The following is a 21,792-nucleotide window of genomic DNA, read 5'->3' as shown; positions in this document are numbered from 1 at the left end:
GCGGGATGAGATCAGCGGTAGCCCTTGGCGAGCACCTCCCGCGTCTCACGGGTGATCTGCTCGGCCTGCTCCGGCGCCAGCGCGACGCGCGGCGGACGGCAGGCGCCGCCCTTGCGCCCGGCCAGGTCCATCGACAACTTGATCGACTGCACGAACACGGTCTTGGAGTCCCACCGCAGCAGCGGGTGCAGGTCGCGGTAGAGGGGCAGCGCCTTGGCCACGTCCCCGGCCACGGCCAGGCGGTAGAGCTCGACCGTGGCTTGCGGGATCATGTTCGGGTACCCGGCGATCCAGCCCACCGCACCGGCGATGCCCAGCTCCAGCAGCACGTCGTCCGAACCCACCAGCAGGTCGAGGCCCGGCGCGTGCTCGGCGATCTCGTACGCCCTGCGCACGTCCCCGCTGAACTCCTTCACCCCGACGATCAGCCCCTCGGCGTGCAGCTCGGCCAGCAGTTCGGGCGTCAGGTCCACCTTGGTGTCGATCGGGTTGTTGTAGGCCACGACCGGCAGCCCGGCCTTGGCGACCTCGCGGAAGTGGCCGACGACGGCCTCGCGGTCGGCCCGGTAGGAGTTTGGCGGCAGCAGCAGCACCGACGCGGCGCCCGCCTCGGCCGCCTGCTCGGCCCACCGCCGCGACTCGGCGGCCCCGTAGGCGGCCACGCCGGGCATGACGTGGAAACCGTCGGGCGCGGCCTCGACCGCGGTGCGCACCACGCGGGCGCGCTCCTCGTCGGTCAGTGTCTGGTACTCCCCGAGCGAGCCGTTGGGGCAGACGCCGTCACAGCCGCCCTCGGCCAGGAACCGTACGTGCTCGGCGTAGGCGTCGTAGTCCACGGACAGGTCGTCGTGGAAGGGCAGCGCGGTCGCGACGTGCACGCCGTGCCAGACGGGGATGGTCATACGTTCTTCTTCTCCTTGGTCCAGTTCTCCAGCCCGCCGGCGTCCATGGGCAGCGCGGCCGAGAGGTTCTCCGCGCCGTCCGCCGTCACCAGCAGGTCGTCTTCGATGCGCACGCCGATGCCGCGCAGTTCCGGCGGCACCGTGCGGTCGTGCGCGTGGAAGTACAGTCCGGGCTCGACGGTGAGCACCATGCCCGGTGTCATCCGCGCGCCCTGGTAGGCCTCGGGCCTGGACTGCGCGCAGTCGTGCACGTCCAGGCCCAGGTGGTGGCCGATGCCGCAGATCAGGTAGCGGCGGTGGTGCTGACCGGCGTCCGACAGGGCCTCGTCCACCGACACCGGCAGCAGCCCCCAGTCGTGCAGGCCGCGGGCGATGACCTCCATGGCCGCGTGGTGGAAGGCGGTGAACGGGCGGCCCGGCGTCACCTGCGCCAGCCCGGCCCGGTGGGCGCGCTCGACCAGGTCGTGCACCTGCCGCTGGGCAGGGCTGAACGCGCCGGAGACGGGGAAGGTGCGGGTGACGTCGGCGGTGTAGTGGGAGCGGGTCTCCACGCCCATGTCGAGCAGCAGCACCTCCTCCTCCAGGACCGGGCCGTCGCAGCGCACCCAGTGCAGGGTGGGGGCGTGCGGGCCGCTGCCCACGATGGAGGCGTAGCCGGGGCCGTTGCCGTGCGTCCTGGCGTACCGGTCGAAGGTGCCCTGCAGCCAGCGCTCGCCCCCGCCCGCCACGGCGGCGGGGAGTTCGGCCAGTACGGCGGCGAAGCCCTCGACCGTGCGGTCCACGGCCTCGCGCAGCTGCGCGACCTCCCACTCGTCCTTGATCATGCGCAGTTCGGCGAGCACCCGGCGCACGTCGTCGGCGGGCGCGCCGGGGTCGGTGAAGTCCGCCAGCGGCAGCACCTCGACGCCGAGCGCGGCCGACCATTCGGCCAGGGACGGCGACGGGCCCACCCACAACTCGCCGTAGGCGGCGTCGGCGAAGAAGCCGGTCTCGCCGGGGCGGGCGGGCGGCGGCAGGTAGACGGTGGCCGCGCCGTCCCGTACGACCGCGACGGCCTTCTCCACCGCGCAGCCGGTCAGCCAGTAGAAGTCGCTGTCGACCCGGAAGTCGTAGGCGGTGTCGTTGCTGCGGACCGGGGCCTGACCGGCCGACACCACGACCGTGCGGCCGGGCAGGGCCTCGGCCAGGCGGGCGCGGTGGGCGGCGGCCGCGGCGGCGGCGCCCGGCACCAGTTGGGGCTCGCGGGCGGGGGAGTCCCAGCCCTGGGCGATGTAGTCGTTGAACGCGGGGATCTCCGCGAGTCTGGGCAGCTTGCCGTCACTCATCGGCGATGCCTCCTCCGGTGTCGCGTACGAGCTTGGTCAGGCGGGCGAAGACGCGGTCGTCGCCGATGCCGTCGTGCTCGTACTCGTTGGTGACCCAGGCCTGGGTGTTGCCGACCCTGGCGGCGGTGTCCAGTTGCAGGCCCGAGTCGACGTACATGTCGTCGAAGTAGACGGCGGCGGCGACCGGTACCTCGTTGGCGGCCAGCCGGTCGGTGTCGTACAGGGGCGGCCAGTCCGTCCGCTGCGCGAGCAGGTCCACGGCGGCGCGGAAGGGGCGCAGCGCGCGGATCTCCTCGAACATCCAGGGATAGATCATCTCCCCGGTGAACAGCAGCGGCCTGGCGTCCTCGGCGAACGCCGGATGCGCGGCGCGCTCGCGCTGCGCCGCCCACGCGGTCGCGCCGGGCCCGCAGCCGTAGATGCTCTCCTGCAGCGCGGCGAACAGCGGGTTGTCGGCGTAGGAGGAGCGGGCCAGCACCTGGTGCAGGAACGTCTCAGGCAGCCCTTCGGACTCGTCCAGCAGCCAGTGCATGCGCTCGTAGCCGGGCTTCATGCCGAAGTCGATGCCCAGTGACTGCAGCCGGCGCACGGTGAGCGTGTCGCCGTCGGGCAGCAGCACGTCGCCCCCGGCCAGCCGGTCGGCCAGCCGCGCGGTCGTCTCCTCGTGGTGCGGGTAGCGGCGGTAGAACTCGGCGTTCTTGGCCGCGACCCTGGGGTAGGTGCGCCGGTAGACCTCGGCGGCGTCGGGGTCGAGCGCGGGCAGGCCGCCGGTCACGTAGCAGGCGCTGAGCCCTTCGGGGGCGTTCGACAGGTACGTCAGCGTCAGGAAGCCGCCGTAGCTCTGCCCGAGCGTGGACCAGCGCCGGCCGCCGAACACGGTCTTGCGCAGGTGCTCGGCGTCGGCCACGATCGAGTCCGCCCGGAAGCGCGCCAGGTATTCCGCGCCCTCCTCCGCGCCGAGCGCGCTCATCACCCCGCCGTCGATGCGTGAGCTGCGGCCGGTGCCGCGCTGGTCGAGCAGGATCACCCGGTACTTCTCCAGCGCCTGCCCCAGCCAGCCCGAGGTGCCGGTCGGGCGCGGCCCCTTGCCGCCGGGGCCGCCCTGAAGGTAGAGCAGGCACGGCAGGTCCTCGCCGTCGCGGGCCGGATCCACCAGCTCGCGGGCGAACACCGTGATCGTCTCTCCGGGGCGGGACCAGTCGAGCGGCACCCGTTCGGCGTGGTCGCGCACCCGCATGCCGGGGATCGTGTACGTCGCGGTGATCAAGAGTTCTCCCTCCTGCGGCGGTCCCACTCGGGGTTGATGCGCGGGATGGCCGCCAGCAGCGTGCGCGTGTACTCCTCCTGCGGGTCGCCGAACACCTGCTCCGTGGTGCCCTGTTCGACGATCCGGCCCTTGCTCATGACCGCGACCCGCTGCGCGATCTGCCGTACCACGGCCAGGTCGTGGGCGATGAACACGTAGCTGAAGCCGCTCTCGCGCTGCAGCCGCCGCAGCAGCTCGATGATCTGCGCCTGCACCGACACGTCCAGCGCCGAGACCGCCTCGTCGCAGATCACCAGCCGGGGGTTGACGGCCAGCGCGCGGGCGATGCCGATGCGCTGGGCCTGGCCGCCGGAGAACTGCGAGGGGTAGCGCAGTGAGTGGTCGGGGTTGAGCCCGACCCGCTCCATCAGCTCCTTGGCGTGCGCCCGCTTGCCGCCCTTGGGGGCGATGCCCTGGTAGAGCAGCGGCGCCATGAGGATGCGCTCCACGGTGTGGCGGGGGTTGAGCGAGGAGAACGGGTCCTGGAAGACGACCTGCACGTTGGAGCGGAACCTGGCCAGCTCCGCGCCCTTGGCGTGCGTGACGTCCGTGCCCTCGAACTCCAGCGTGCCCTCGGTCGGGTCCATCAGCTTGGCGATCATGCGGGCGGTGGTGGACTTGCCGCTGCCGGACTCGCCGACCACGGCCAGCGTCTCGCCCAGCCGTACCTCGAAGCTCGCCTGGTCCACCGCCGTGAACTCGGCCTTGGCGCCCAGCGGTCCGCGCGCGACGAACCGCTTGGTCAGGTTCCGCGCCCGCAAAAGGGTCACGAGGTCACCTCCCCGTCCACGTGGTCGTCGATGCGCGGGATGCTCTCCAGGAGCATCCGGGTGTAGTCGTGGCGGGGCTCGGCGAAGACCTGCTCGGCGGTGCCGTACTCGACCTGTTCGCCGCGCCGCATCACCAGCACGCGGGTCGCGATCGAGCTGATCACGGCCAGGTCGTGGGTGATGAACACCATGCCGGTGCCGCTCTGCCGCCGCAGGTCGGCCAGCAGGCGCAGGATCTGCGCCTGCACGGTCACGTCCAGCGCCGTGGTCGGCTCGTCGGCGATCAGCAGCGCGGGCTCGCACACCAGCGCCATCGCGATCATGACGCGCTGTCGCTGCCCGCCGGAGAACTGGTGCGGGTAGTAGTCCACCCGCCGCTCCGGCTCCGGCAGGCCCACCTGGGTCAGGGCCTCGATCGCGACCTTGCGCGCCGCCTTGCGGGAGGCGTCGCGGTGCGCGCGGTACATCTCCTCGATCTGCAGGCCCACCGTGTAGTACGGGTTCAGCGACGACAGCGGATCCTGGAAGATCATCGACATTCTCTCGCCGCGCAGCCCGCGCAACTCCCGGTCCGGCCGGCCGAGCAGTTCGGCGCCGTCCAGCCGGATGCTGCCGGTGGTCCTGGCGCCCTTGGGCAGCAGTCCCATGATCGCCAGGCTGGTCATCGACTTTCCGGAGCCCGACTCGCCGACGATGCCGACCGTCTCGTCCCCGCCTACCGTGAACGACACGTTCTTGACCACGTCCACCGGGCCGCGCGTGGTCGGGAAGGTGACGGTGAGGTTGTCCACCTCCAGCAGTTCGCTCATCGGGCCGTGATCCTCACTCTCGGGTCCAGCCTCGTGTAGACGAGGTCCACCACCACGTTCCCGACCACCACGAAGAACGCGGCCAGCAGGGTCACCGCCATGATGACCGGCTGGTCGTTCTTGGCGATGGCGTCGGCGGCCATCTTGCCCACGCCGTTCAGCCCGAACACCGTCTCGGTGATCAGCGCGCCGCCGAGCAGGCCGGCGAAGTCCATGCCGAAGATCGTCGCGATCGGCGTCAGCGCCGGCCGCAGCGCGTGCCTGCGCATGGTCAGGGCCGGGCTCAGGCCCTTGGACCTGGCCGTGCGCATGAAGTTCTCGGCCAGCGTGTCGATGACGTTGGCGCGGGTGAGCCGGGCGTACAGGCAGGCGTAGCCGGTGGCCAGCACCAGCCACGGCATCAGGTACGACTGGAACCACACCACCGGGTCGTCGGAGAACGCCACGGCCTGCGGGAACGGCAGCACCTGCAACTGCACCACGAGCACGTACTGCAGGGCCAGGGCCAGCACGTAGTTGGGGATGCTGGAGCCGCCGAGCGCCAGCCCCATCGCCGTGCGGTCCCACCAGGTGCCCTCCTTGACCGCGCTGAGCAGCCCGGCGGCGATCCCGATGAGCAGCCACAACACCGCCGCGCCGATCGCGACCGTCGCGCTGATCGGCAGCCGCTCCACCACCATGTCCATCACGGACTGGTTGGTCTGGAAGCTGTAGCCCAGGCACGGCGCGGCGCAGTGCACGAGGTTCGCGCCCTCGCCGTAGTCGCGCCCGGCGAAGATGCCGCCGAGGAAGCCGAAGAACTGGGTCAGGAACGGCAGGTTGAGCCCCAGCACGTCGCGGATCTGGTCGATGCGCTCCGGCGTGCACGTCTTGCCGCAGATCATCACCGCCGGGTCCGGCTGCAGGGTGAAGAACAGGACGAACGTGAACAGGCACACCAGGAACAGGACCACCACGACGCCGGCCAGGCGGCCGATCACGTAACGCGCCATCAGGACGCCTCCCCCGCGTCGAAGGCGGCCCGGATCCGGTCGCCGAGCACGGTCAGCGACAGCACCGTGAGGAACAGGAACGCGCCGGGGATCACGAAGTACATCGGGTCGACGGCGTACCAGCCGACCGAACTGGCGATCATCTGACCCCACGACGGGGTGGGCGGCGTGACGCCGACCCCCAGGAACGACAGCCCCGCCTCGGTCCCGACGTAGCCGGGCACGGCGAGGGTGACCATCACGATCAGCGAGCTGCGCAGGTTCGGCAGGATCTCCTTGAACACCAGCGCCCCCGTGGAGGCGCCAGAGGCCCGCGCGGCCTCCACGAACTCCCTGTTCACCAGCGTGAGCGTCTGCCCGCGCACCACCCGCGCCAGGTACGGCCAGCCGAACACGCTGATCACCACGACCAGCAGCACCGGCCGGTTGCCCTGCGGCAGCGCGGACAGGATCGCGATCATGAAGATGAGCGCGGGGAAGGCCATCAGGAAGTCCATCACCCGGCAGATCACCTGGTCCGCCCAGCCCTGGTAGAACCCGGCCAGCATGCCCAGCACCACGCCGAGCAGCGTGGTGAGCGCCGTGGCGGAGGCGGCGATGATCAGGGAGACGCGGGCGCCGTAGGCGATGCGCGCCAGGATGTCGCGGCCGTTCTGCGGCTCGACGCCCAGCGGGTGCTCGGCGCTGATCCCGCCGAGTGCACCGTGGGGCACCCCGCCCAGGTCGGTGTTGACCGCGGCCGTGTTGAAGTCGTTGGGGCCGTGCCCGGTGATCGCGCTGATCAGCGGCGCGCCGAGCGCCATCAGCACGATCAGCGCGAGGTAGGCGCCGCTGAGCACGGCGCCCCGATCACGCAGCAGCGCGCGCAGGACGCGCCGGCCCGAGGTGGCGGGCGTGCCGCCCGCCACCTGCTCTGGATGAGCTGCGACGGTCATGACTACTTCGTCGGCTTCGCCAGCCCGACGGAGACCAGGTCGACGCCGCCGGAGTAGGAGTTGGTCTGGTAGGCGCCCGCGATGTTCGAGCCGTTGACCAGGATGAGCTTCTCGTAGGCCAGCGGGACGACCGGCGCCTGCTCCATGATCTGCTTGTCCAGCTCGCCGTAGGCCGCGTTGGCCTGCTCGACGTCGGTCATCGCGGCGATCTCGTCGATCTTGTCGTTGATGGCCTTGTCGTTGATCTGGGCGAGGTTGGAGTTGCCCTTGGTGGTGATGTTGCGGCCGTCGAACAGCGGCGGCAGGAACGTCGCGCCGGAGGCCCAGTCGGGGCACCAGCCGGTCACGGCCATGTCGTTCTGCTTGGCGGGGGTGCCGATGACCTCGTAGTACGTCGAGGTGTCGATGTTGTTGATCTTGACGTCGATGCCCACCTGCTTGAGCGCCTCCTGGATGGCGACCGAGACCGCCGCCATCTTCGGCTGCGCCCGGGTGTCCAGGGTCAGCGTGAGCCCGCCCGACACGCCCGCCTCGGCCAGCAGCTTCTTGGCCTGCTCGACGTTGTACGGGTACGGGTCGTACTCCACCCGGCCGGCGACCGTGGGCGGCTGGATCGAGGAGCCCTTCTCCGCCAGCAGCGACCCGCCCATCGCCGCCACGATGGTGTCCTTGTCGATCGCGTGGGCGATCGCCTGGCGCACCCGCACGTCCTTCAGGTGCTTCTTGGTCATGTTCATGCCCATGTACGTGGTGCAGCCGTTGAGCCCGGCCAACGTGCGCGCCTTGATCTGCGGCGTCTGCACCCGCGCCACCGTCGCCGCCTGGATGCTCTGGCCGAGCGCGTCGGCGTCGGTGCCCTGGCCGGCCAGCATGCGCTCGTCGATCGTGGCCGGGTCCAGGCCGAACGTCCACTCGAACGCGTCCGGCTTGGCCGTACGCACGGTGTCGGTCTCCTGCTTCCACTGCGGGTTGCGCTCAAGCTTGAGCGACACGCCGCGCTGGTAGGAGGCCACCTTGTACGGCCCGCTGGCGATCGGCTTGCTGTCGAACGCCGCGCCCGCCCCGGTGCCCTTGGGGAACGGGGTGAAGTTCGCCAGCGCCAGCGCGCTCGGGAGGTCGGCGTACGGCTTCTTGAGGTGGATGACGACCGTCTTGTCATCCGGCGTCTCGATCGTGTCGAGGTCACCCGACAGGTACGGCCCCTGGTAGTCCTTGGGCGCGTCGAGCAGCAGCTTGCCGTACGGCGAGCCGATGCCCGCCTCCGGGTCGAAGGCCCGCGAGAAGCCGAACTTGACCGCCTCGCTGGTGATCGGCGTGCCGTCCTCGAAGAAGATGTTGTCCTTCAGCGTGAACGTCCACGTCTTGGCGTCCTTGGACGGCTTGCCCGTGTCGGTCGCGAGGTCGGGCACGATCTTCGTGCCCTCGGCGCCCGGCGCCGCGCCGAACGTCGTCAGCCCCCGGTAGATGAGCCGGTAGAAGTTGTTCACCCCACCGTCGAAGCCGCGCACCGGGTCCAGGTGCGAGAAGTCCGCGTTGGCCAGAACATGCACCGTGCCGCCCTTCGCGGGGGCCGCTCCCGAGCCGGTCGCGCCGGTGCCGCCAGGGGCCTGAGCCGCCCCGCCACCGCCGCACGCCGAGAGCGCCAGCACGGCGGTCATCGAGACGCTCGCGAGCGCCGCCGATCTCCTCATGTCGCCTTCTTTCCGTTGGTTACGTTCGGGGTCCTGACCCAGACCCGCATGGCTTCGGGGCCGCGGTTGCCCCAGAGGAAGTAGGGGAGGAACGTCGCCGTGGCCGCCGCCTCCGGGAGCGCCTCTTCGAGCGGCAGCTCGGGATAGAGCTGCGCGGAGTGCGGGGCGGCGATGCCGGCCGCCACGCTCAGCACGACCGCATCCTCGCGCCGCCCGACGCTCGCGCCGAGGATTTCGGGCACCCCGACCACCAGGTCGTCCACGGCGGTGTCCGGGCTGTCGTGCTGCTCCACGCAGTAGACCAGCGGGCCGCGCGCCAGGCTGACCGCGCCCCTGGTGGCGTCGAGGTGGGGGTGCGAGCCGTGCGCGCGGACCGGCATCGGCAGCGTGAGCCGTACCTCGTCGCCCGCCGACCAGCGGCGCTCGACGCTCAGCCAGCCGCCGGCCGGTTCGGCGTCGAAGGGCTCGCCGTTGACGGTGACGCTCGCGCCGCGCGCCCAGCCGGGGACGCGCAGCCGCAGCTCGCAGGCGTCGTCCTGGGCGCGCCCGACCGTGAGCCGCACCTCGCCGTCCCACGGGTAGCCGGTCTCCATCGCCAGGTCCAGCGCCGCGGACTCGATCCGGGCCGGAGTGTAGGAGGCGATCAGCAGCGCGCCGTCCCGCTCGGCCGCCACGTAGTCGGCTAGCTGCGCCATCCACCGCACGATGTTCGGCGGGCAGCAGGGGCAGCCGAACCAGGCGCGGCGCAGCGGCTCGCCGCCCGCCTCCGCGCCGCTGCGCTGCTCGTGGTCGGGGCGGCGCTGCAGCGGGTTGTCGTAGAAGAAGGCCCTGCCGTCCGCCGACAGGCCCACGGCGTAGGCGTTGTAGAGGACGCGCTCGAACACGTCGAGGTACTTGGCGCCGCCGGTGGCCAGGAACATCCGCCAGCCCCACTGCATGACGGCGATGGCCGCGCAGGTCTCGCTGTAGGCGCGCTCGGACGGCAGTTCGTACCGGTCGCCGATGGCCTCGTCGGAGTGGCGGCTGCCCAGCCCGCCCGTGATGTACAGCTTGGTCGCCACCATGTCGTCCCAGAGCCGCTCCAGCGCCTCGAACAACGACCGGTCGCCGGTCTCCAGGAAGACGTCGGCCGCGCCGGCCGCCAGGTAGGTCATGCGCACCGCGTGCCCCGTCACCGACGGCAGCTCGCGGAAGGGCACGTGGTCCTGGAAGTAGTCGCCGGCGAAGATGCTGTGCTTGAGCTGGCCGGAGCCGCGCCGGTCCACGAACGCGCCCGCCAGGTCCAGATAGGCCCGCTCGCCGGTCTCCCTGAACAGCTCGACCAGCGCCATCTCCACCTCGGGATGCCCGCACACGCCGCCGTCCGCGAACCGCTCCACCACCAGGTCGGCGAAGCGCCGCGCCACGCGCAGCAGCCGGTCGTCGCCCATCCGGCGCGCCGCGGCGACGGCGGCCTGGATGAGGTGGCCCAGGTTGTACAGCTCGTGCCCCCAGGCCAGGTCCTCCCACGGCTTCTTGGGGGAGGCCGGGTCCTGGAAGTAGGAGTTGAGGTAGCCGTCCTCGGCCTGCACCCGCTCCAGGAGGCCGACGACCTCCTCGTAGAACTCCCGCACCGGCTCCGCCGCGTGCCCGTCGCCCAGCTCGTAGGCCAGACCTTCGAGGGTCTTGTACAGGTCGGTGTCCAGGAAGGGGTACCGGCCCCGGTACGGCCGCGCCGCCTCGTCCTCCAGGAGCCGGCTCAGGTTGGCGACGTTGCCCGCCTCGCGGAGCCGGTCGATGGTGTGCGGGATCGTGGCCGTGCCGTTGCGGTGCTGCCAGTGGTGCAGCAGACCACCGGTGATGCGCACTCCCGACAGCGGCCGTACGGCTCCCGAGGCGGTGCGTACGGCGCCGACCAGCGGCTTGACCTGCTTAGACGTCATGGCCCTTCCCAGTAATGTGTGGCATTGCACTGAACCTTAGGTGTCCGGGAGGTGTGTTGCCAAGGGTTCCGGACGGGTTCTGGGAGAAAGTAACCTGCCCGAAATCCCGATTCGGGCCTGGTGCGCCGACCGCTAGATTGGCGCGCGTGCGACGCGTATCTGTGGTGGGTTGTAGTGGTTCCGGTAAGTCGACGCTGGCCGAGCAGGTGGCCGCGCGCCTCGGTGTGCCCTGGCTGGAACTCGACTCGATCTTTCACATGCGGGGCTGGACGCCCCGCCCGAGGGAGGAGTTTCGCGCCGAAGTCGATCGGTTCACCGCCGCCGACGGCTGGGTGGTGGACGGCAACTACTCCGGCGTGCGCGACCTGGTGTGGGCGCGCGCCGACACCGTGGTCTACTTCGACCTGCCCAGGCACACGGTCATGCGCCGGCTCCTGGCCAGGACCCTGCGGCGGATGGCCACCGGCGCCGAACTGTGGAACGGCAACAAGGAGTCCTTCCGCTTCCTGCTCGACAAGGACGAGTCGATCCTGCGTTACGCCTGGACCAAGCACGCCTCCTTCAGCGAGGAGTACGCCCGCGCCGCCGCGGACCCGGCCAACGGGCACCTGAGGTTCGTCCGCGTCGCCTCCCGCGCCGACTTCGACCGGCTGGTGCGCGCGGCTGACAAAAATTGAAATCTGTCATTCCAATGGCCATACTGGTCCCATGAGAACTCTGGGAACCGGCGGGCCTGTCGTGTCCGCGCTCGGGCTCGGCTGCATGGGCATGTCCGACTTCTACGGGCCGGCCGACAGGGCCGAGTCGATCGCCACCATCCACGCCGCGCTCGACGCCGGCATCACCCTGCTCGACACCGGCGACTTCTACGGCATGGGCCACAACGAGCTGCTCATCGCCGAGGCGCTGCGCGGGCGGCCGCGCGACGCCGTACAGATCAGCGTGAAGTTCGGGGCGCAGCGCGACCACGACGGCGGCTGGCTCGGCTACGACGGCCGGCCCGCCGCCGTGAAGACCGCGCTGGCTTACACGCTGCGCCGCCTGGACACCGACCATGTCGACATCTACCGCATCTCGCGGGTGGACCAGGCGGTGCCCATCGAGGAGACGATCGGGGCCATCGCCGAGGAGGTGCAGAAGGGACGCGTCCGGCACATCGGGCTCTCCGAGGCCGGGGCCGAGACCATCAGGCGCGCCTGCGCCGTGCACCCGATCGCCGACGTCCAGCTCGAATACGGGCTGCTGAGCCGGGGGATCGAGGACAAGGTCCTGCCCGCCTGCCGCGAGCTCGGGGTCGGCGTGACCGCGTACGGGGTGCTGGCCAGAGGGCTGCTGGGCGGGCACTGGAGCAAGGACCGCGAGCTCGGCGCCGGTGACTTCCGCGCCCACAGCCCTCGCTTCTCCGGTGACAACCTCGCCCACAACCTGGCCCTGGTGGACGCGCTGCGGACGCCGGCCGAAGCCAGGGGCATCACGGTCGCGCAGCTGGCCGTCGCCTGGGTGCTCGGGCGGGGCGAGGACATCGTGCCGCTCGTCGGGGCGCGGCGCCGCGAACGGCTCAGTGAGGCGCTGGGCGCGCTCGACGTGAGGCTGACACCCGAGGAACTGGCCGCCATCGACGCCGCCGTGCCGGCGGGCGCCGCCGCCGGCACGCGCTACCCCGAGGCGATGATGTCCACCCTCGACAGCGAACGCTGACCGTCAGGTCTTGGGGCACACGGTGCCGGGCGCGGGCACGCGCAGGCTGATCAGATAGCGGTTGACCTGGGAGATGATGCAGGAGACCCCGGCGTTGTAAAGGCCGTGGCCGTGCCACTGGTACTGGACCGTGACCGAGCCGGGCACCCGCCGCACGATGTCCTCGGACTCGTCGGCGTCCGTCCAGGAGCCGACGCCCAGGTAGGGCGGCAGCCCTTGGGCGGGCAGCGACGTGGGCGGGTTGGTGGCGGGGGTGGGCCAGCCGACGCAGCCGAGATCGTGCCAGAGCTCGCTCCCGGCCATGGTCGGCAGCAGGCGCTCACCTTCGCGGCGCTTCTTCTGGTAATCCCGGTAGTCGCGGTATCCCTTGCCGTCGAGGCAGTGGGTCATGTTCATACCGACCGTTGACGGAACTTTCGGGCTTTTCATGACCGGCCGGACGTAGTCGGCGAACCCGGAGGCGTCACCGCCGGCGGCCCGCTTGATCGCATCGGCGAGTTCCTTCCATCGGGGGAACTCAGGCTCGGCGCCCGGTTGCTTGAAGCTCGGGCCGGCGGCGTGCTTGATGTCGAAGCCGCTGTAGGCGGCCCGCCGCGATTCCCCCCTGACCGGCACAGGGAGGCGGTCGGCCCGAGCTATCAGCTCCCGCCAGACCTTGTTGACGTCCTGGCCGTGCAGCGCGCAGGTGGTGGACTTCGCGCACCAGGCGGTGAAGCGGGCGAAGGACTCCTCGAAGGTGAGCCAGCTCTGCGTGCGGTCCTTCGTCGGGCTGCCCGCACCGTCGAACACCATCGCGCGCACCCGGCCGGGGAACAGCCGGGAGTAGCCGATCGCGGGCCGGCCGCCGTAGGAGGTGGCGATGAAGCTCAGCTTCTCCTCACCCAGCGCGATCCTGATCGCCTCCATGTCCCGTGCCACGGAGGCCGAATCCATGTTGTCGAAGAACTCGGGGTCGGCGGCCCGGCATCGCTCCGCCGCCGCCCGGTTGCGCCTGCCCACCTCGGCGTATTCGGCCGGGCTGTCAGGCCAGACGATCCACGGCCCGGAGAGGAGGCAGTCGATGGAAAGCACACCCTTGTCGATGGTGTTGCGAGGCTCGACGCTGACCACGTCGAATCGTTCGCGCAGCTCGCCGTAGCTGCCTGCGGCCTTGCTCATGTCCTCCAGGCCCGAGCCGCCCGGCCCGCCGGGGACGGCGAACACGGTGCCGATCCGGCGCTGGGCGCCGGTGGCCGGCAGCAGGCCGACGGTCAGGTCGATCTTCCGCCCTGACGGCTTGGCCCAGTCCACCGGCACCTTGACCGAGGCACAGCGCATCTCCCCGACCAGGGTCTCGTCCGCGCAGTCCGCCCAGGCCAGCGTGGACCGGCCGGAGGCCGGCGCACCGGCCGCGGCGGCGGGCACCGCCGAGACGAGGACGGTCGCGGCGACGCCGAGCGCCAGCACCCTGACCCGGCGGCCGGTCAGCGCGATCACGGTCGCGCCCGCCGTCAGCGCGGCGATCACGTACCCGATCAGCAGGCCCGCCGCGGCGGCGGGCGGCAGGATGCCGCCGCCCACCCCGGCGATCTGCGCCGGCAGGTTCTCGATCATGTACGAGCCGGCCTGCGCGCGCAGCGGCATGGGCAGCGTCTTGGCCACCGTCGGCAGCACCACGATGAGCACGGCCAGCACCACCAGCGCCCCGGCGGTGGAACGGACCGCCGCCCCGACCCCGAGCCCGATCAGCGCGACCGCGGCCATCGACAGCCCGGCGACGATCACCGAGGCGAGCACGCCCGGCTCCGACAGCGGCGTGCCCAGCGTCGCCCCGTCGCGCAGCAGTTGCCCGGCCCGGTCGCCGAGCGCCGCCATCGAGGCCGCGTGCATGGCGAAGGCCAGCACCTGACCCGCCACCAGCGCGACCGCGGCCAGGCCCGGCACCTTGGCCAGCAGCAGCACCTGCCGGCGCGGCACGGCCGTCAGGCTCGCCTGGATCATCCGGGTGCCGTACTCGGAGGTGATCGTCAGGGCGCCCAGCAGGGCGAACACCAGGTAGGCGACCGCGATGCCGTTGCCGAGGCCGTCCCCGTTGCCGGCGAAGGCCATCCTCTCGTCGGCCGTCTGGTTGTCGAACCCGCGGCCGATCATGAACGCGATCCCGGCGCAGGCCAGGACGGCCGCCACCGAGCAGGCCAGCAGGTAGAGGTTGGACCGGAGCGAGCGGAGTTTCAGCCACTCCGAGGCGATCGCGTCGATCATCGGACCGCCTCCCGTGAACCGGCCCCGCTCCCGGTGAGCGTGCGGCCGTACCGCAGGCTCCGTCCCCTGACTTCGATCACGTCACCCTCGCATCCGCTTCGATCAGCTCGTTCTGATCGGACCTTTCCAGCCTCGCGGCGCGGGGGATCTGTCTCCATGGGCGTCGGCCCACCGGGCGGGGTGGGAGTTCGCCACCCGTGGGGGTGGGGCTGGCCCCACCACCCGGGCTCAGCGCTCGATGAGCGTGACCTCCAGGGAGTAGTGCGAGGCCCGGTAGATGTGCGAGCCGTGCTCGACGGCCCTGCCCTGGTCGTCGTACGTGGTGCGGATCATCGTCAGCAGCGGCGCGCCGCGACGTTCCTCCAGCAGCCTGGCCTCCGACTGGGTGGCCGCCCGCGCGCCGATGCGCTGGTTGGCCACCCGCATGCGCACGCCCGCCCCGCGCAGCAGCTCGTACAGGCCGCGGCCCTCGAGGTCGGGGGCGGTGAGCTGGGCCAGGCCCGGCGGCAGCCAGTTGTGCAGCACCGCCAGCGGCTCGCCGCCCGCGAAGCGCACCCGCTCCAGGTAGAGGATCTCCGAGCCGGGCCGCACGCCCAGGACGCCGGCCATCTCCTCCTCCACCGGCCGCGACTCCAGCTTCAGCACCTGCGTGGCCGGCTCCTGCCCGGCCCTGCGCAGGTCGTCGTAGAGGCTGGTCAGCTCGACCGAGCGCTTGACCTGCCCGTGCACCACCTGGGTGCCGACGCCGCGCTTGCGCACCAGCAGGCCCTTGTCCACGAGGTACTGGATCGCCTGCCGGATCGTCGGCCTGGACAGCCCCAGCTTGTCGGCCAGCAGGATCTCGTTGTCCAGCCGCGAGCCCGGGGTCAGATCGCCCCTGCGGATCGCCTCGGCGATCTGCTCGGCCACCTGGAAATAGAGCGGCACGGGACTGGATCGGTCCAGGTCGATGGCCAGGTTCGCGGTCATGCTGATCAGCTTAACCGAGGTCAGAATGTCATGACAAACCACACAGTGACGTGTGCGGCGGGCGTGCAGGAGGTAGAGGTGAAGGCATGGACGTGACATACCTGCTCGACACCGCCACCGAGGCGGCCAGAGCCGTCGGCCCCCGGTTGCGCGCCGCATTCAGATCCCGGCCGCAGGTGGCCACCAAACGCGACTTCCACGACCCCGTGACCGAGCACGACCGCGCCTGCGAGGAGGTCATCCGCGCCGTCATCGACGGCCGCACCCCGTACAGCACGATCGTGGGCGAGGAGGGCGGCACGACCGGCACCGGCGACATCGTCTGGTACGTCGACCCCATCGACGGCACCGCCAACTTCGCCGCGGGAATCCCGTTCTTCTGCGTCTCCATCGGCGTCGCCCTGCGCGGCGAACTGGTGGCGGGCATCGTGTACGACCCCATCCGCGAGGACGAGTTCACCGCCACCGCCGACGGCGCCTGGTGCAACGGCAAACCCATCAACAGCCGGGGCGCGACCGGCGACCGCGAGGCCATGCTGCTGTCCAGCTACCCGACCCCGCTCGACCTGGACACCGACGGCGACAACGCGCTGCGCCGCTACGGCCGTTTCCTGGAATCCTTCGCCGCGGTGCGCAAGGTCGGCAGCGCGGCGCTCAAGCTGGCCCACGTCGCCGCGGGCTGGTCCGACGCCGCCTACGGCACCCGCTCCAACCCGTGGGACGTGGCGGCCGGAGCGCTGCTGGTGCGCGCCGCGGGCGGCGTCTACCTGGGGGACCCGCTGGCCAAGGGGGACTACCTTGCCCACGTGGGCGGGTTCGACCTCGGGTCCTCCGCGCTGGCGGAGGTGGCGCCGCGCTGATCAACCCCCGGTCAGCAGAGGCGCCAGTTCCTTCAGCGAGGTGATCCTGGGGAAACCGGCGGGTGGCCGCTCGGCCCCGAGGCGGTCGAGCCAGAGCGAGCGCATCCCGGTCACCGCCGGTCCCGTCACGTCGTTGGTGACGTCGTCGCCCACCAGCAGCACCTCCCGCGGCGCCAGCCCGAGCGCCGCCGCGGCGCCCGTGTAGGCGGCGGGGGAGGGCTTGAAGTGGCCGTCCAGGGTCTCGCCCGTGAGCACCGGGCCGACCAGGCCGTGCAGCCCGATCGTACGGACCTTCTCCTCCTGCATCCGCTGCGCGCCGTTGGTCAGGACTCCGAGCGCGAACCCGCCCAGCGCCGCCACCGTCCCGGCCGCGTCGGGGAAGGCGGCCCAGCTCTGCCGGTACCGGGCGGCGAACTCGGCGTAGGCGGCGTCCAGGTCGTCGGGGGCGGGGACGGCGAGCTGCTCGCAGAGCGCGGCGAAGCGCAGGCGGCGCTGCTCCTGCACCGTGCACCGGCCCGACTGCCACATCGCCAGGTACGGCACCTCCAGCGCGGCCCAGATGCCCGCCGCCTCGTCCTGGCGCGGATGGCCGGGGAAACGGTCGGCGAACCAGGCCGCTATACCCGCGTCGGCGGCGGAACGGTGGTCGAACAGGGTGCCGTCAAGGTCGAACAGGACCCCTTTGATCCCGTACAGCAGGGGATCGGTCATTTGGCGGCTTCCGTGGTGATGCGGGCCGCGGTTTCCCGGGGTGGGTAGCCGAGGGTGAGGCCGCGTACCGACAGCGGGGCCTGCGCGAACAGCGTCTCGGCGTCCTCGCTCAGCACGTAGTGCAGTGCGGGGGAGTGGGCCCGGTGCGCCTCCAGCGCCTCCGCCTCCAGCTCGGCCAGATCCCGTGGCAGCGCCTCCCGATAGTCGGCGATCAGCGCGTCGAGGTCGAAGAGCTGCCCGTAACGCTCCGACGTGCCCGCCACCACCCGCACCAGATCATCGTCCACCTGGGCATGGTAGACCAGGTTCGTGCCGCCGCTCTTGCCGAACCAGCGCATCGCCTCGTCGGCGGGCAGCGTGAAGGCCCCGTACGGCTTGCGCCCGTACAACAGGGCCTCGGCGATCCACCGGTCACACCACAACTCGTCGCGATAGGGTGCCGGCGACCGGGGATCGACGGCCAGGCCCTGCGCCAGCACCGGGTTCCAGGCCGACACCATCGGGCTGCTGAAACGCGGCATGCGCGGGCCGCGCCAGTGGCTGAGGGGGTAGCCGTACCAGACGGTGACGACCTCGACCCTGCGCTTGGCGAGGGGACGCTCGTAGGTGCCGTTCATGATCTGGCCGCCGTCGGGGTGCCGCCACGGTCCGGGGGCGATGCCAAGGTCTGTGGGGGCCGGAGGAGTCCGGTAGTCGGGATGGAGTATCCACGCGTCCGCCACAGTTCTTCTGCCTCTCCGATTGGCATATGCATTACGTGTCAGACCACTAGAGTGGCAATCGTGCATCACCCGTCACTCGGTTGCAATAGACCAGGTGTAAACGCTGATATTTGTCATCGATGGCGGTGACAGACGTATGCAGTTAAGCGTTGTGGCAGCCCGGCTCTCCTCGTTGCGCACCGGATCCGGGCTGTCGATGAAGTCCGCGGCGCAGGCCGCCGGGCTCAACACCTCCACGATCTTCCGCATCGAGCACGGGCTCGTGGCGCCGCGCGAGGGGACCGTACGCACCCTCCTTGAGCTGTACGGGGAGGGCGAGCACACGCCGCGCCTGCTGTCGCTGCTGCGTGAGGAACGGATCCCCGGCTGGTACGACGCCCCCGGGGTGCCGCTGCGGCTGTCGGCGTTCCTGGAACTGGAGGACCAGGCGGAGATCGTCTACACGTACTGCCCGCAGCAGGTCCCCCCGCTGCTCCAGACCCCCGCCTACGCCCTGTCGGCGGCGCTGGCCGCGCTCCCGGCCGGCGCCACCTACGAGCAGGCCGCGCGCGCGGCCGGGCTGGTCGCGGTCCGGCAGCGGGTGCTCGACCGGCACCGGGGGCCGCACCTGTGGGCCGTGCTCGACCGGCCGGCGCTGCTGGATCCGCCGCTCGGCCGGTCGGAGGACCGGATCGACCAGCTCGACGCGCTCGCCAAGGCGGTCAAACAGCCGCACCTCGCCGTGCAGGTGGCCCGGCCCGTTCGCGAGTCGGGCTACCTCTACCAGGGGCCGCCGTTCACGCTGCTGCGCTTCGCCGGCCGGGACCGTCCGGACGCGCTGGTGCTGCACCTGCTGCACGCCCCGATCGTGATCGAGGACCGGCGGCGGGTTGAGGAGCACCAGCAGGCGTTCGCGCGGCTGTCGTTGTCGGCGCTGCCCGTCGAGGTCACGGCCGGCGTGCTGAACGAGATCCGCATGACCCTTCCCGCCTGACCCTGACCCGTTATGACGGCAGTCAGTGGTGCTGGCGGAACTCGCCGGCGAGGCGCACGTGGTCGATCATGATGCGTTCCGCCGTCTCCCCGTCGCCGGACTCCAGCGCGTTCAGTATGCCCTCGTGGGCCTCAAGTTGCGCCTTGACCTGCGTCTCGTCCAGCCACAACGACGCCTCGGCCGGCACCGGGAAGCTGTTGCGCACCGAGCGGGCGTGCCCGCCCAGGAAGGCGGGGCCGCCGATGTCCACGATGCCCAGATGGAAGCGCCTGCTCTGCTCGCCGAGCCGGTCGTGCCGGCCGTGCGCGAAGTCGTCGGCCATCGAGGCGTGCAGTTCGCGCAGCCCGGCCAGCTCCTCGGCGGTGATCCGGGCCGCCGCCAGTCGCGCGCCCAGCCCTTCGACGACCGAGCGCAGCCCGTAGTACTCGGCCACCGCCTCATCGCCCAGATCCACCACGGTCGCGCCGTGGTGCGCCTCGTAGCTGATCAGCCGGTCCTTCTCCAGCCGGCGTAGCGCCTCGCGCACCGGCGTGACGGAGACGCCGAGGCGCTTGGCCACCTCGCCGGCCCGCAGCGCCGTACCCCCGGGGATCTGCCCGGTGCGGATGTCCTCTAGGAGCACGCTGTAGACGTAGTCGGCCTTGCTCATGGGCGGCCGCGGCTCGCTGGGTGACATGTCCTCAAGTGTCTCGCAGATCAGTCGTGTCCTTGACCTATGACATATTTCTTATAAGTTACATACTCATGACGAGCCTCGACGACCTGCGGGTCATCGACGCGGCGACTTTGTTCGCCGGTCCCTCCGCCGCCATGATGCTGGCCGACTTCGGCGCCGACGTGGTCAAGATCGAGCATCCCCGCCGCGGCGACCCCTCACGCGGGCACGGCGCCGCCGGCCTGTGGTGGAAGACGCTGTCGCGCAACAAGCGCGCCGCGGCCGTGGACCTGTCCAGGGCCGAGGGGCAGGAGATCCTGCGCCGCCTGGTCGGGCGGTCCGACGTGCTGATCGAGAACTTCCGCCCCGGCACCCTGGAACGCTGGAACCTCGACCCCGCCGACCTCCTGGAGATCAACCCGAGGCTGATCGTGGCGCGGATGACCGGGTTCGGGCAGTTCGGGCCGATGGCCAAGCGCCCTGGGTTCGGTACGCTCGCCGAGGCCATGAGCGGGTTCGCGGCCATGACCGGGCAGTCGGACGGCCCGCCCACGCTGCCGCCGCTGGCCCTGGCCGACGGCATCGCGGGCATGGCCATGTCGTACGCGATCATGCTCGCCCTGCACAACCGCGAACGCACCGGGCGCGGCCAGGTCATCGACATGGCGATCATCGAGCCGATCATGAGCCTGCTCGGGCCGCAGATGAGCGCGTACAAGGCGCTGGGGATCGTGGCCGAGCGCACCGGCAACCGCTCCAGCAGCAACGCGCCGCGCAACACCTACCGCACCCGCGACGGCCGCTGGCTGGCGATCTCCACCAGCGCCCAGCCCATCGCCGAGCGCGTGGTCACCCTCGTCGGGCGGCCCGACCTGGTCGAACAGCCCTGGTTCGCCAGCGGGCACGGCCGGGTGCAACACGTGGACGAGCTGGACGAGGCCGTCGCCTCCTGGATCGCCGAGCGCGACGCCGAGGAGGTCATCGCCAGGTTCGAGGAGGTTCAGGCCGCGATCGCGCCCATCTACGACGTCACCGACGCGGCGCGGGACCCTCAGTACGCGGCGCTGAACACGTTCGTGGAGGTGCCGGACGAGGAGTTCGGCTCGGTCACCATGCAGAACGTCATGTTCCGGCTGTCGGACACGCCCGGTGAGATCCGCTGGGCGGGGCGGACGCTCGGCCACGACACCGACGAGGTGCTCGGCGAGCTGGACTACTCCGGCGAACGGATCGCCGCGCTGCGCGAGGACGGGGTGATCGCGTGAACACCCCCGAGATCCGGCCGGAGGCCCCCATGAGCCGCCCGAACATCCCCGTGACCTGGCTGTACGTGCCCGGCGACCGCCCCGAGCGGTTCGACAAGGCCATGGCCTCCGGCGCCGACGTGGTCATCATCGACCTGGAGGACGCCGTCGCGCCCGTGCGAAAGGACGAGGCCCGGCAGAACGCCGTCGCCTACCTGAGCGACCTGCGCGACCGCCGGGCGGCCGCGCAGCCGCTCCGGGACGGCGCGGGCTCCGGTGGGAGCGGCGCGGGTTTCGGTGGGAGCGGCGCGGGTTTCGGGGCGGGTGCCTCCGGGCCCGAGGTGCACGTGCGGGTCAATGACGCGGCCAGCGGGCGCGGGCGCGAGGATCTGGCCGCCGTCGGGGATCTGGCCGACGCCGTACGGCTGCCGAAGGTCGAGTCGGTGTCCGTGCTCGACCTGGTCGGTGGCGCGCCCGCGTACGCGCTGCTGGAGTCGGCGGCCGGGATCGTCGCCGCCCGCGAGATCGCCGCGCATCCGCGGGTGGCGGGCGTGGCGCTGGGCGAGCAGGACCTGGCGGCCGAGCTGGCGATCACCGACGAGCAGGCCATGAACCACCTCAGGCTGCAGATCGTCCTGGCCGCCGCGGCGGCCGGGCTGAGCCCGGTGCCGATGTCCGTCTACCCGGACGTCAAGGACGAGGCCGGCCTGCTGGCCTCCTGCCGGGCGGGCCGCGGGCTCGGGCTGTTCGGCAGGACCGCGATCCACCCGCGCCAGATCCCCGTGATCAGGCGCGCCTTCCGGCCGACCGAGGAGGAGACCGCCAGGGCCGCCGAGATCGTCGCGGCGGCGGAAGAGGCGGAGCGGGCCGGGATCGGCGCGGTGGCGCTGCCCGACGGCCGCTTCGTGGACGCCCCGATCGTCACCAGGGCCCGCCGCACCGTGGCCCTGAGCCGCCACCTCACCGACCCGCCGGTCTCGGGCGACGCGGGTGCGGCCCCGCGCGAGACCGACCCGCCGGATTCCGGCAACTGACCGCAGGCAGCGATTCGTCCGGCCGTTCGGCCG

20 protein-coding genes are annotated in these 21,792 nt (G+C 71.5%); 6 read left to right on the top strand and 14 right to left on the bottom strand.

What is annotated here, in order from left to right; genetic code table 11:
• Nucleotides 1-11 precede the first annotated feature (11 nt).
• Genes AB0I81_RS43300 through AB0I81_RS43260 form a run of 9 tightly spaced genes read right to left on the bottom strand, consistent with a single transcriptional unit; the run spans nt 12 to nt 10,652 of the window.
• The gene (locus AB0I81_RS43300) at nt 12-902 is read right to left on the bottom strand and encodes a dihydrodipicolinate synthase family protein (RefSeq protein WP_360670300.1); all 891 of its coding nucleotides are present in this window, start codon (nt 900-902) and stop codon (nt 12-14) included.
• Nucleotides 899-2,227, bottom strand: a complete 1,329-nt coding sequence (locus AB0I81_RS43295) for an aminopeptidase P family protein (protein WP_360670297.1) — start codon at nt 2,225-2,227, stop codon at nt 899-901. Before AB0I81_RS43295 ends, AB0I81_RS43300 begins: the two co-directional genes overlap by 4 nt.
• A complete protein-coding gene (locus AB0I81_RS43290) occupies nt 2,220-3,494 on the bottom strand; it encodes an alpha/beta fold hydrolase (RefSeq protein ID WP_360670294.1) in 1,275 nt (424 codons plus the stop codon). The genes AB0I81_RS43295 and AB0I81_RS43290 overlap by 8 nt, the downstream gene beginning before the upstream one ends.
• Nucleotides 3,491-4,303: an ATP-binding cassette domain-containing protein gene (locus AB0I81_RS43285; RefSeq protein WP_360670291.1), complete on the bottom strand. Its 813-nt coding sequence runs from the start codon at nt 4,301-4,303 to the stop codon at nt 3,491-3,493. The genes AB0I81_RS43290 and AB0I81_RS43285 overlap by 4 nt, the downstream gene beginning before the upstream one ends.
• The gene (locus tag AB0I81_RS43280) at nt 4,300-5,112 is read right to left on the bottom strand and encodes an ABC transporter ATP-binding protein (protein ID WP_360670288.1); all 813 of its coding nucleotides are present in this window, start codon (nt 5,110-5,112) and stop codon (nt 4,300-4,302) included. Before AB0I81_RS43280 ends, AB0I81_RS43285 begins: the two co-directional genes overlap by 4 nt.
• A complete protein-coding gene (locus AB0I81_RS43275; protein ID WP_360670285.1) occupies nt 5,109-6,104 on the bottom strand; it encodes an ABC transporter permease in 996 nt (331 codons plus the stop codon). Before AB0I81_RS43275 ends, AB0I81_RS43280 begins: the two co-directional genes overlap by 4 nt.
• Nucleotides 6,104-7,039: an ABC transporter permease gene (locus tag AB0I81_RS43270; RefSeq protein WP_360670282.1), complete on the bottom strand. Its 936-nt coding sequence runs from the start codon at nt 7,037-7,039 to the stop codon at nt 6,104-6,106. The genes AB0I81_RS43275 and AB0I81_RS43270 overlap by 1 nt, the downstream gene beginning before the upstream one ends.
• A gap of 2 nt (nt 7,040-7,041) precedes the next feature.
• Nucleotides 7,042-8,730 (bottom strand): ABC transporter substrate-binding protein, encoded by a 1,689-nt coding sequence (locus AB0I81_RS43265; protein ID WP_360670280.1) that lies wholly within the window; start codon nt 8,728-8,730, stop codon nt 7,042-7,044.
• Nucleotides 8,727-10,652, bottom strand: a complete 1,926-nt coding sequence (locus tag AB0I81_RS43260) for a beta-L-arabinofuranosidase domain-containing protein (protein ID WP_360670277.1) — start codon at nt 10,650-10,652, stop codon at nt 8,727-8,729. The genes AB0I81_RS43265 and AB0I81_RS43260 overlap by 4 nt, the downstream gene beginning before the upstream one ends.
• Before the next feature lie 206 nt (nt 10,653-10,858).
• Between AB0I81_RS43260 and AB0I81_RS43255 the strand changes: the two genes are divergently transcribed.
• Both AB0I81_RS43255 and AB0I81_RS43250 read left to right on the top strand, forming a co-directional pair.
• Nucleotides 10,859-11,329 (top strand): hypothetical protein, encoded by a 471-nt coding sequence (locus AB0I81_RS43255; RefSeq protein ID WP_360670274.1) that lies wholly within the window; start codon nt 10,859-10,861, stop codon nt 11,327-11,329.
• Between the two features lie 31 nt (nt 11,330-11,360).
• Nucleotides 11,361-12,350 carry an aldo/keto reductase gene (locus AB0I81_RS43250; protein WP_360670272.1) on the top strand — a complete coding sequence of 330 codons (990 nt, stop codon included), beginning with the start codon at nt 11,361-11,363 and terminating at the stop codon, nt 12,348-12,350.
• A gap of 3 nt (nt 12,351-12,353) precedes the next feature.
• Here AB0I81_RS43250 and AB0I81_RS43245 read toward each other — a convergent pair whose 3' ends face one another.
• Both AB0I81_RS43245 and AB0I81_RS43240 read right to left on the bottom strand, forming a co-directional pair.
• Nucleotides 12,354-14,591 carry an alpha/beta fold hydrolase gene (locus AB0I81_RS43245; protein WP_360670269.1) on the bottom strand — a complete coding sequence of 746 codons (2,238 nt, stop codon included), beginning with the start codon at nt 14,589-14,591 and terminating at the stop codon, nt 12,354-12,356.
• A gap of 228 nt (nt 14,592-14,819) precedes the next feature.
• Nucleotides 14,820-15,560 carry a GntR family transcriptional regulator gene (locus AB0I81_RS43240; RefSeq protein ID WP_360670266.1) on the bottom strand — a complete coding sequence of 247 codons (741 nt, stop codon included), beginning with the start codon at nt 15,558-15,560 and terminating at the stop codon, nt 14,820-14,822.
• Between the two features lie 86 nt (nt 15,561-15,646).
• Here AB0I81_RS43240 and AB0I81_RS43235 point away from each other — a divergent pair, with 86 nt between their 5' ends.
• A complete protein-coding gene (locus AB0I81_RS43235; protein WP_360670263.1) occupies nt 15,647-16,420 on the top strand; it encodes an inositol monophosphatase family protein in 774 nt (257 codons plus the stop codon).
• Here the strand turns inward: AB0I81_RS43235 and AB0I81_RS43230 are convergent, their stop codons facing one another.
• Both AB0I81_RS43230 and AB0I81_RS43225 read right to left on the bottom strand, forming a co-directional pair.
• Nucleotides 16,421-17,131 carry an HAD family hydrolase gene (locus AB0I81_RS43230; RefSeq protein ID WP_360670260.1) on the bottom strand — a complete coding sequence of 237 codons (711 nt, stop codon included), beginning with the start codon at nt 17,129-17,131 and terminating at the stop codon, nt 16,421-16,423.
• Entirely contained in the window at nt 17,128-17,853 is a 726-nt protein-coding gene (locus AB0I81_RS43225) for a hypothetical protein (RefSeq protein ID WP_360670258.1), read from the bottom strand. The genes AB0I81_RS43230 and AB0I81_RS43225 overlap by 4 nt, the downstream gene beginning before the upstream one ends.
• A gap of 136 nt (nt 17,854-17,989) precedes the next feature.
• Between AB0I81_RS43225 and AB0I81_RS43220 the strand changes: the two genes are divergently transcribed.
• Nucleotides 17,990-18,826, top strand: coding sequence for a Scr1 family TA system antitoxin-like transcriptional regulator (locus AB0I81_RS43220; RefSeq protein WP_360670255.1), 837 nt, complete (start codon nt 17,990-17,992; stop codon nt 18,824-18,826).
• A gap of 22 nt (nt 18,827-18,848) precedes the next feature.
• Here the strand turns inward: AB0I81_RS43220 and AB0I81_RS43215 are convergent, their stop codons facing one another.
• A complete protein-coding gene (locus AB0I81_RS43215) occupies nt 18,849-19,502 on the bottom strand; it encodes a GntR family transcriptional regulator (RefSeq protein ID WP_360670252.1) in 654 nt (217 codons plus the stop codon).
• A 68-nt stretch (nt 19,503-19,570) separates the two neighbouring features.
• On the opposite strand from AB0I81_RS43215, the gene AB0I81_RS43210 reads away from it, so the two are divergent.
• Together AB0I81_RS43210 and AB0I81_RS43205 are read left to right on the top strand one after the other, a co-directional pair.
• The gene (locus AB0I81_RS43210; RefSeq protein ID WP_360670250.1) at nt 19,571-20,746 is read left to right on the top strand and encodes a CoA transferase; all 1,176 of its coding nucleotides are present in this window, start codon (nt 19,571-19,573) and stop codon (nt 20,744-20,746) included.
• Entirely contained in the window at nt 20,743-21,759 is a 1,017-nt protein-coding gene (locus AB0I81_RS43205) for a CoA ester lyase (RefSeq protein ID WP_360670247.1), read from the top strand. Before AB0I81_RS43210 ends, AB0I81_RS43205 begins: the two co-directional genes overlap by 4 nt.
• Nucleotides 21,760-21,792: the final 33 nt, after the last annotated feature.

The sequence above is a fragment of the Nonomuraea sp. NPDC050404 genome, assembly GCF_040655495.1.
Classification (GTDB): Bacteria; Actinomycetota; Actinomycetes; order Streptosporangiales; family Streptosporangiaceae; genus Nonomuraea.
This window is presented reverse-complemented; position numbering and strand designations above follow the sequence as displayed.

Coding starts and splice junctions, on each gene's coding strand:
- AB0I81_RS43215 (WP_360670252.1), bottom strand. CDS start 19,502: ATGTCACCCAGCGAGCCGCGGCCGCCCATGAGCAAGGCCGACTACGTC.
- AB0I81_RS43210 (WP_360670250.1), top strand. CDS start 19,571: ATGACGAGCCTCGACGACCTGCGGGTCATCGACGCGGCGACTTTGTTC.
- AB0I81_RS43240 (WP_360670266.1), bottom strand. CDS start 15,560: ATGACCGCGAACCTGGCCATCGACCTGGACCGATCCAGTCCCGTGCCG.
- AB0I81_RS43295 (WP_360670297.1), bottom strand. CDS start 2,227: ATGAGTGACGGCAAGCTGCCCAGACTCGCGGAGATCCCCGCGTTCAAC.
- AB0I81_RS43270 (WP_360670282.1), bottom strand. CDS start 7,039: ATGACCGTCGCAGCTCATCCAGAGCAGGTGGCGGGCGGCACGCCCGCC.
- AB0I81_RS43220 (WP_360670255.1), top strand. CDS start 17,990: ATGCAGTTAAGCGTTGTGGCAGCCCGGCTCTCCTCGTTGCGCACCGGA.
- AB0I81_RS43265 (WP_360670280.1), bottom strand. CDS start 8,730: ATGAGGAGATCGGCGGCGCTCGCGAGCGTCTCGATGACCGCCGTGCTG.
- AB0I81_RS43230 (WP_360670260.1), bottom strand. CDS start 17,131: ATGACCGATCCCCTGCTGTACGGGATCAAAGGGGTCCTGTTCGACCTT.
- AB0I81_RS43280 (WP_360670288.1), bottom strand. CDS start 5,112: ATGAGCGAACTGCTGGAGGTGGACAACCTCACCGTCACCTTCCCGACC.
- AB0I81_RS43245 (WP_360670269.1), bottom strand. CDS start 14,591: ATGATCGACGCGATCGCCTCGGAGTGGCTGAAACTCCGCTCGCTCCGG.
- AB0I81_RS43235 (WP_360670263.1), top strand. CDS start 15,647: ATGGACGTGACATACCTGCTCGACACCGCCACCGAGGCGGCCAGAGCC.
- AB0I81_RS43250 (WP_360670272.1), top strand. CDS start 11,361: ATGAGAACTCTGGGAACCGGCGGGCCTGTCGTGTCCGCGCTCGGGCTC.
- AB0I81_RS43260 (WP_360670277.1), bottom strand. CDS start 10,652: ATGACGTCTAAGCAGGTCAAGCCGCTGGTCGGCGCCGTACGCACCGCC.
- AB0I81_RS43300 (WP_360670300.1), bottom strand. CDS start 902: ATGACCATCCCCGTCTGGCACGGCGTGCACGTCGCGACCGCGCTGCCC.
- AB0I81_RS43275 (WP_360670285.1), bottom strand. CDS start 6,104: ATGGCGCGTTACGTGATCGGCCGCCTGGCCGGCGTCGTGGTGGTCCTG.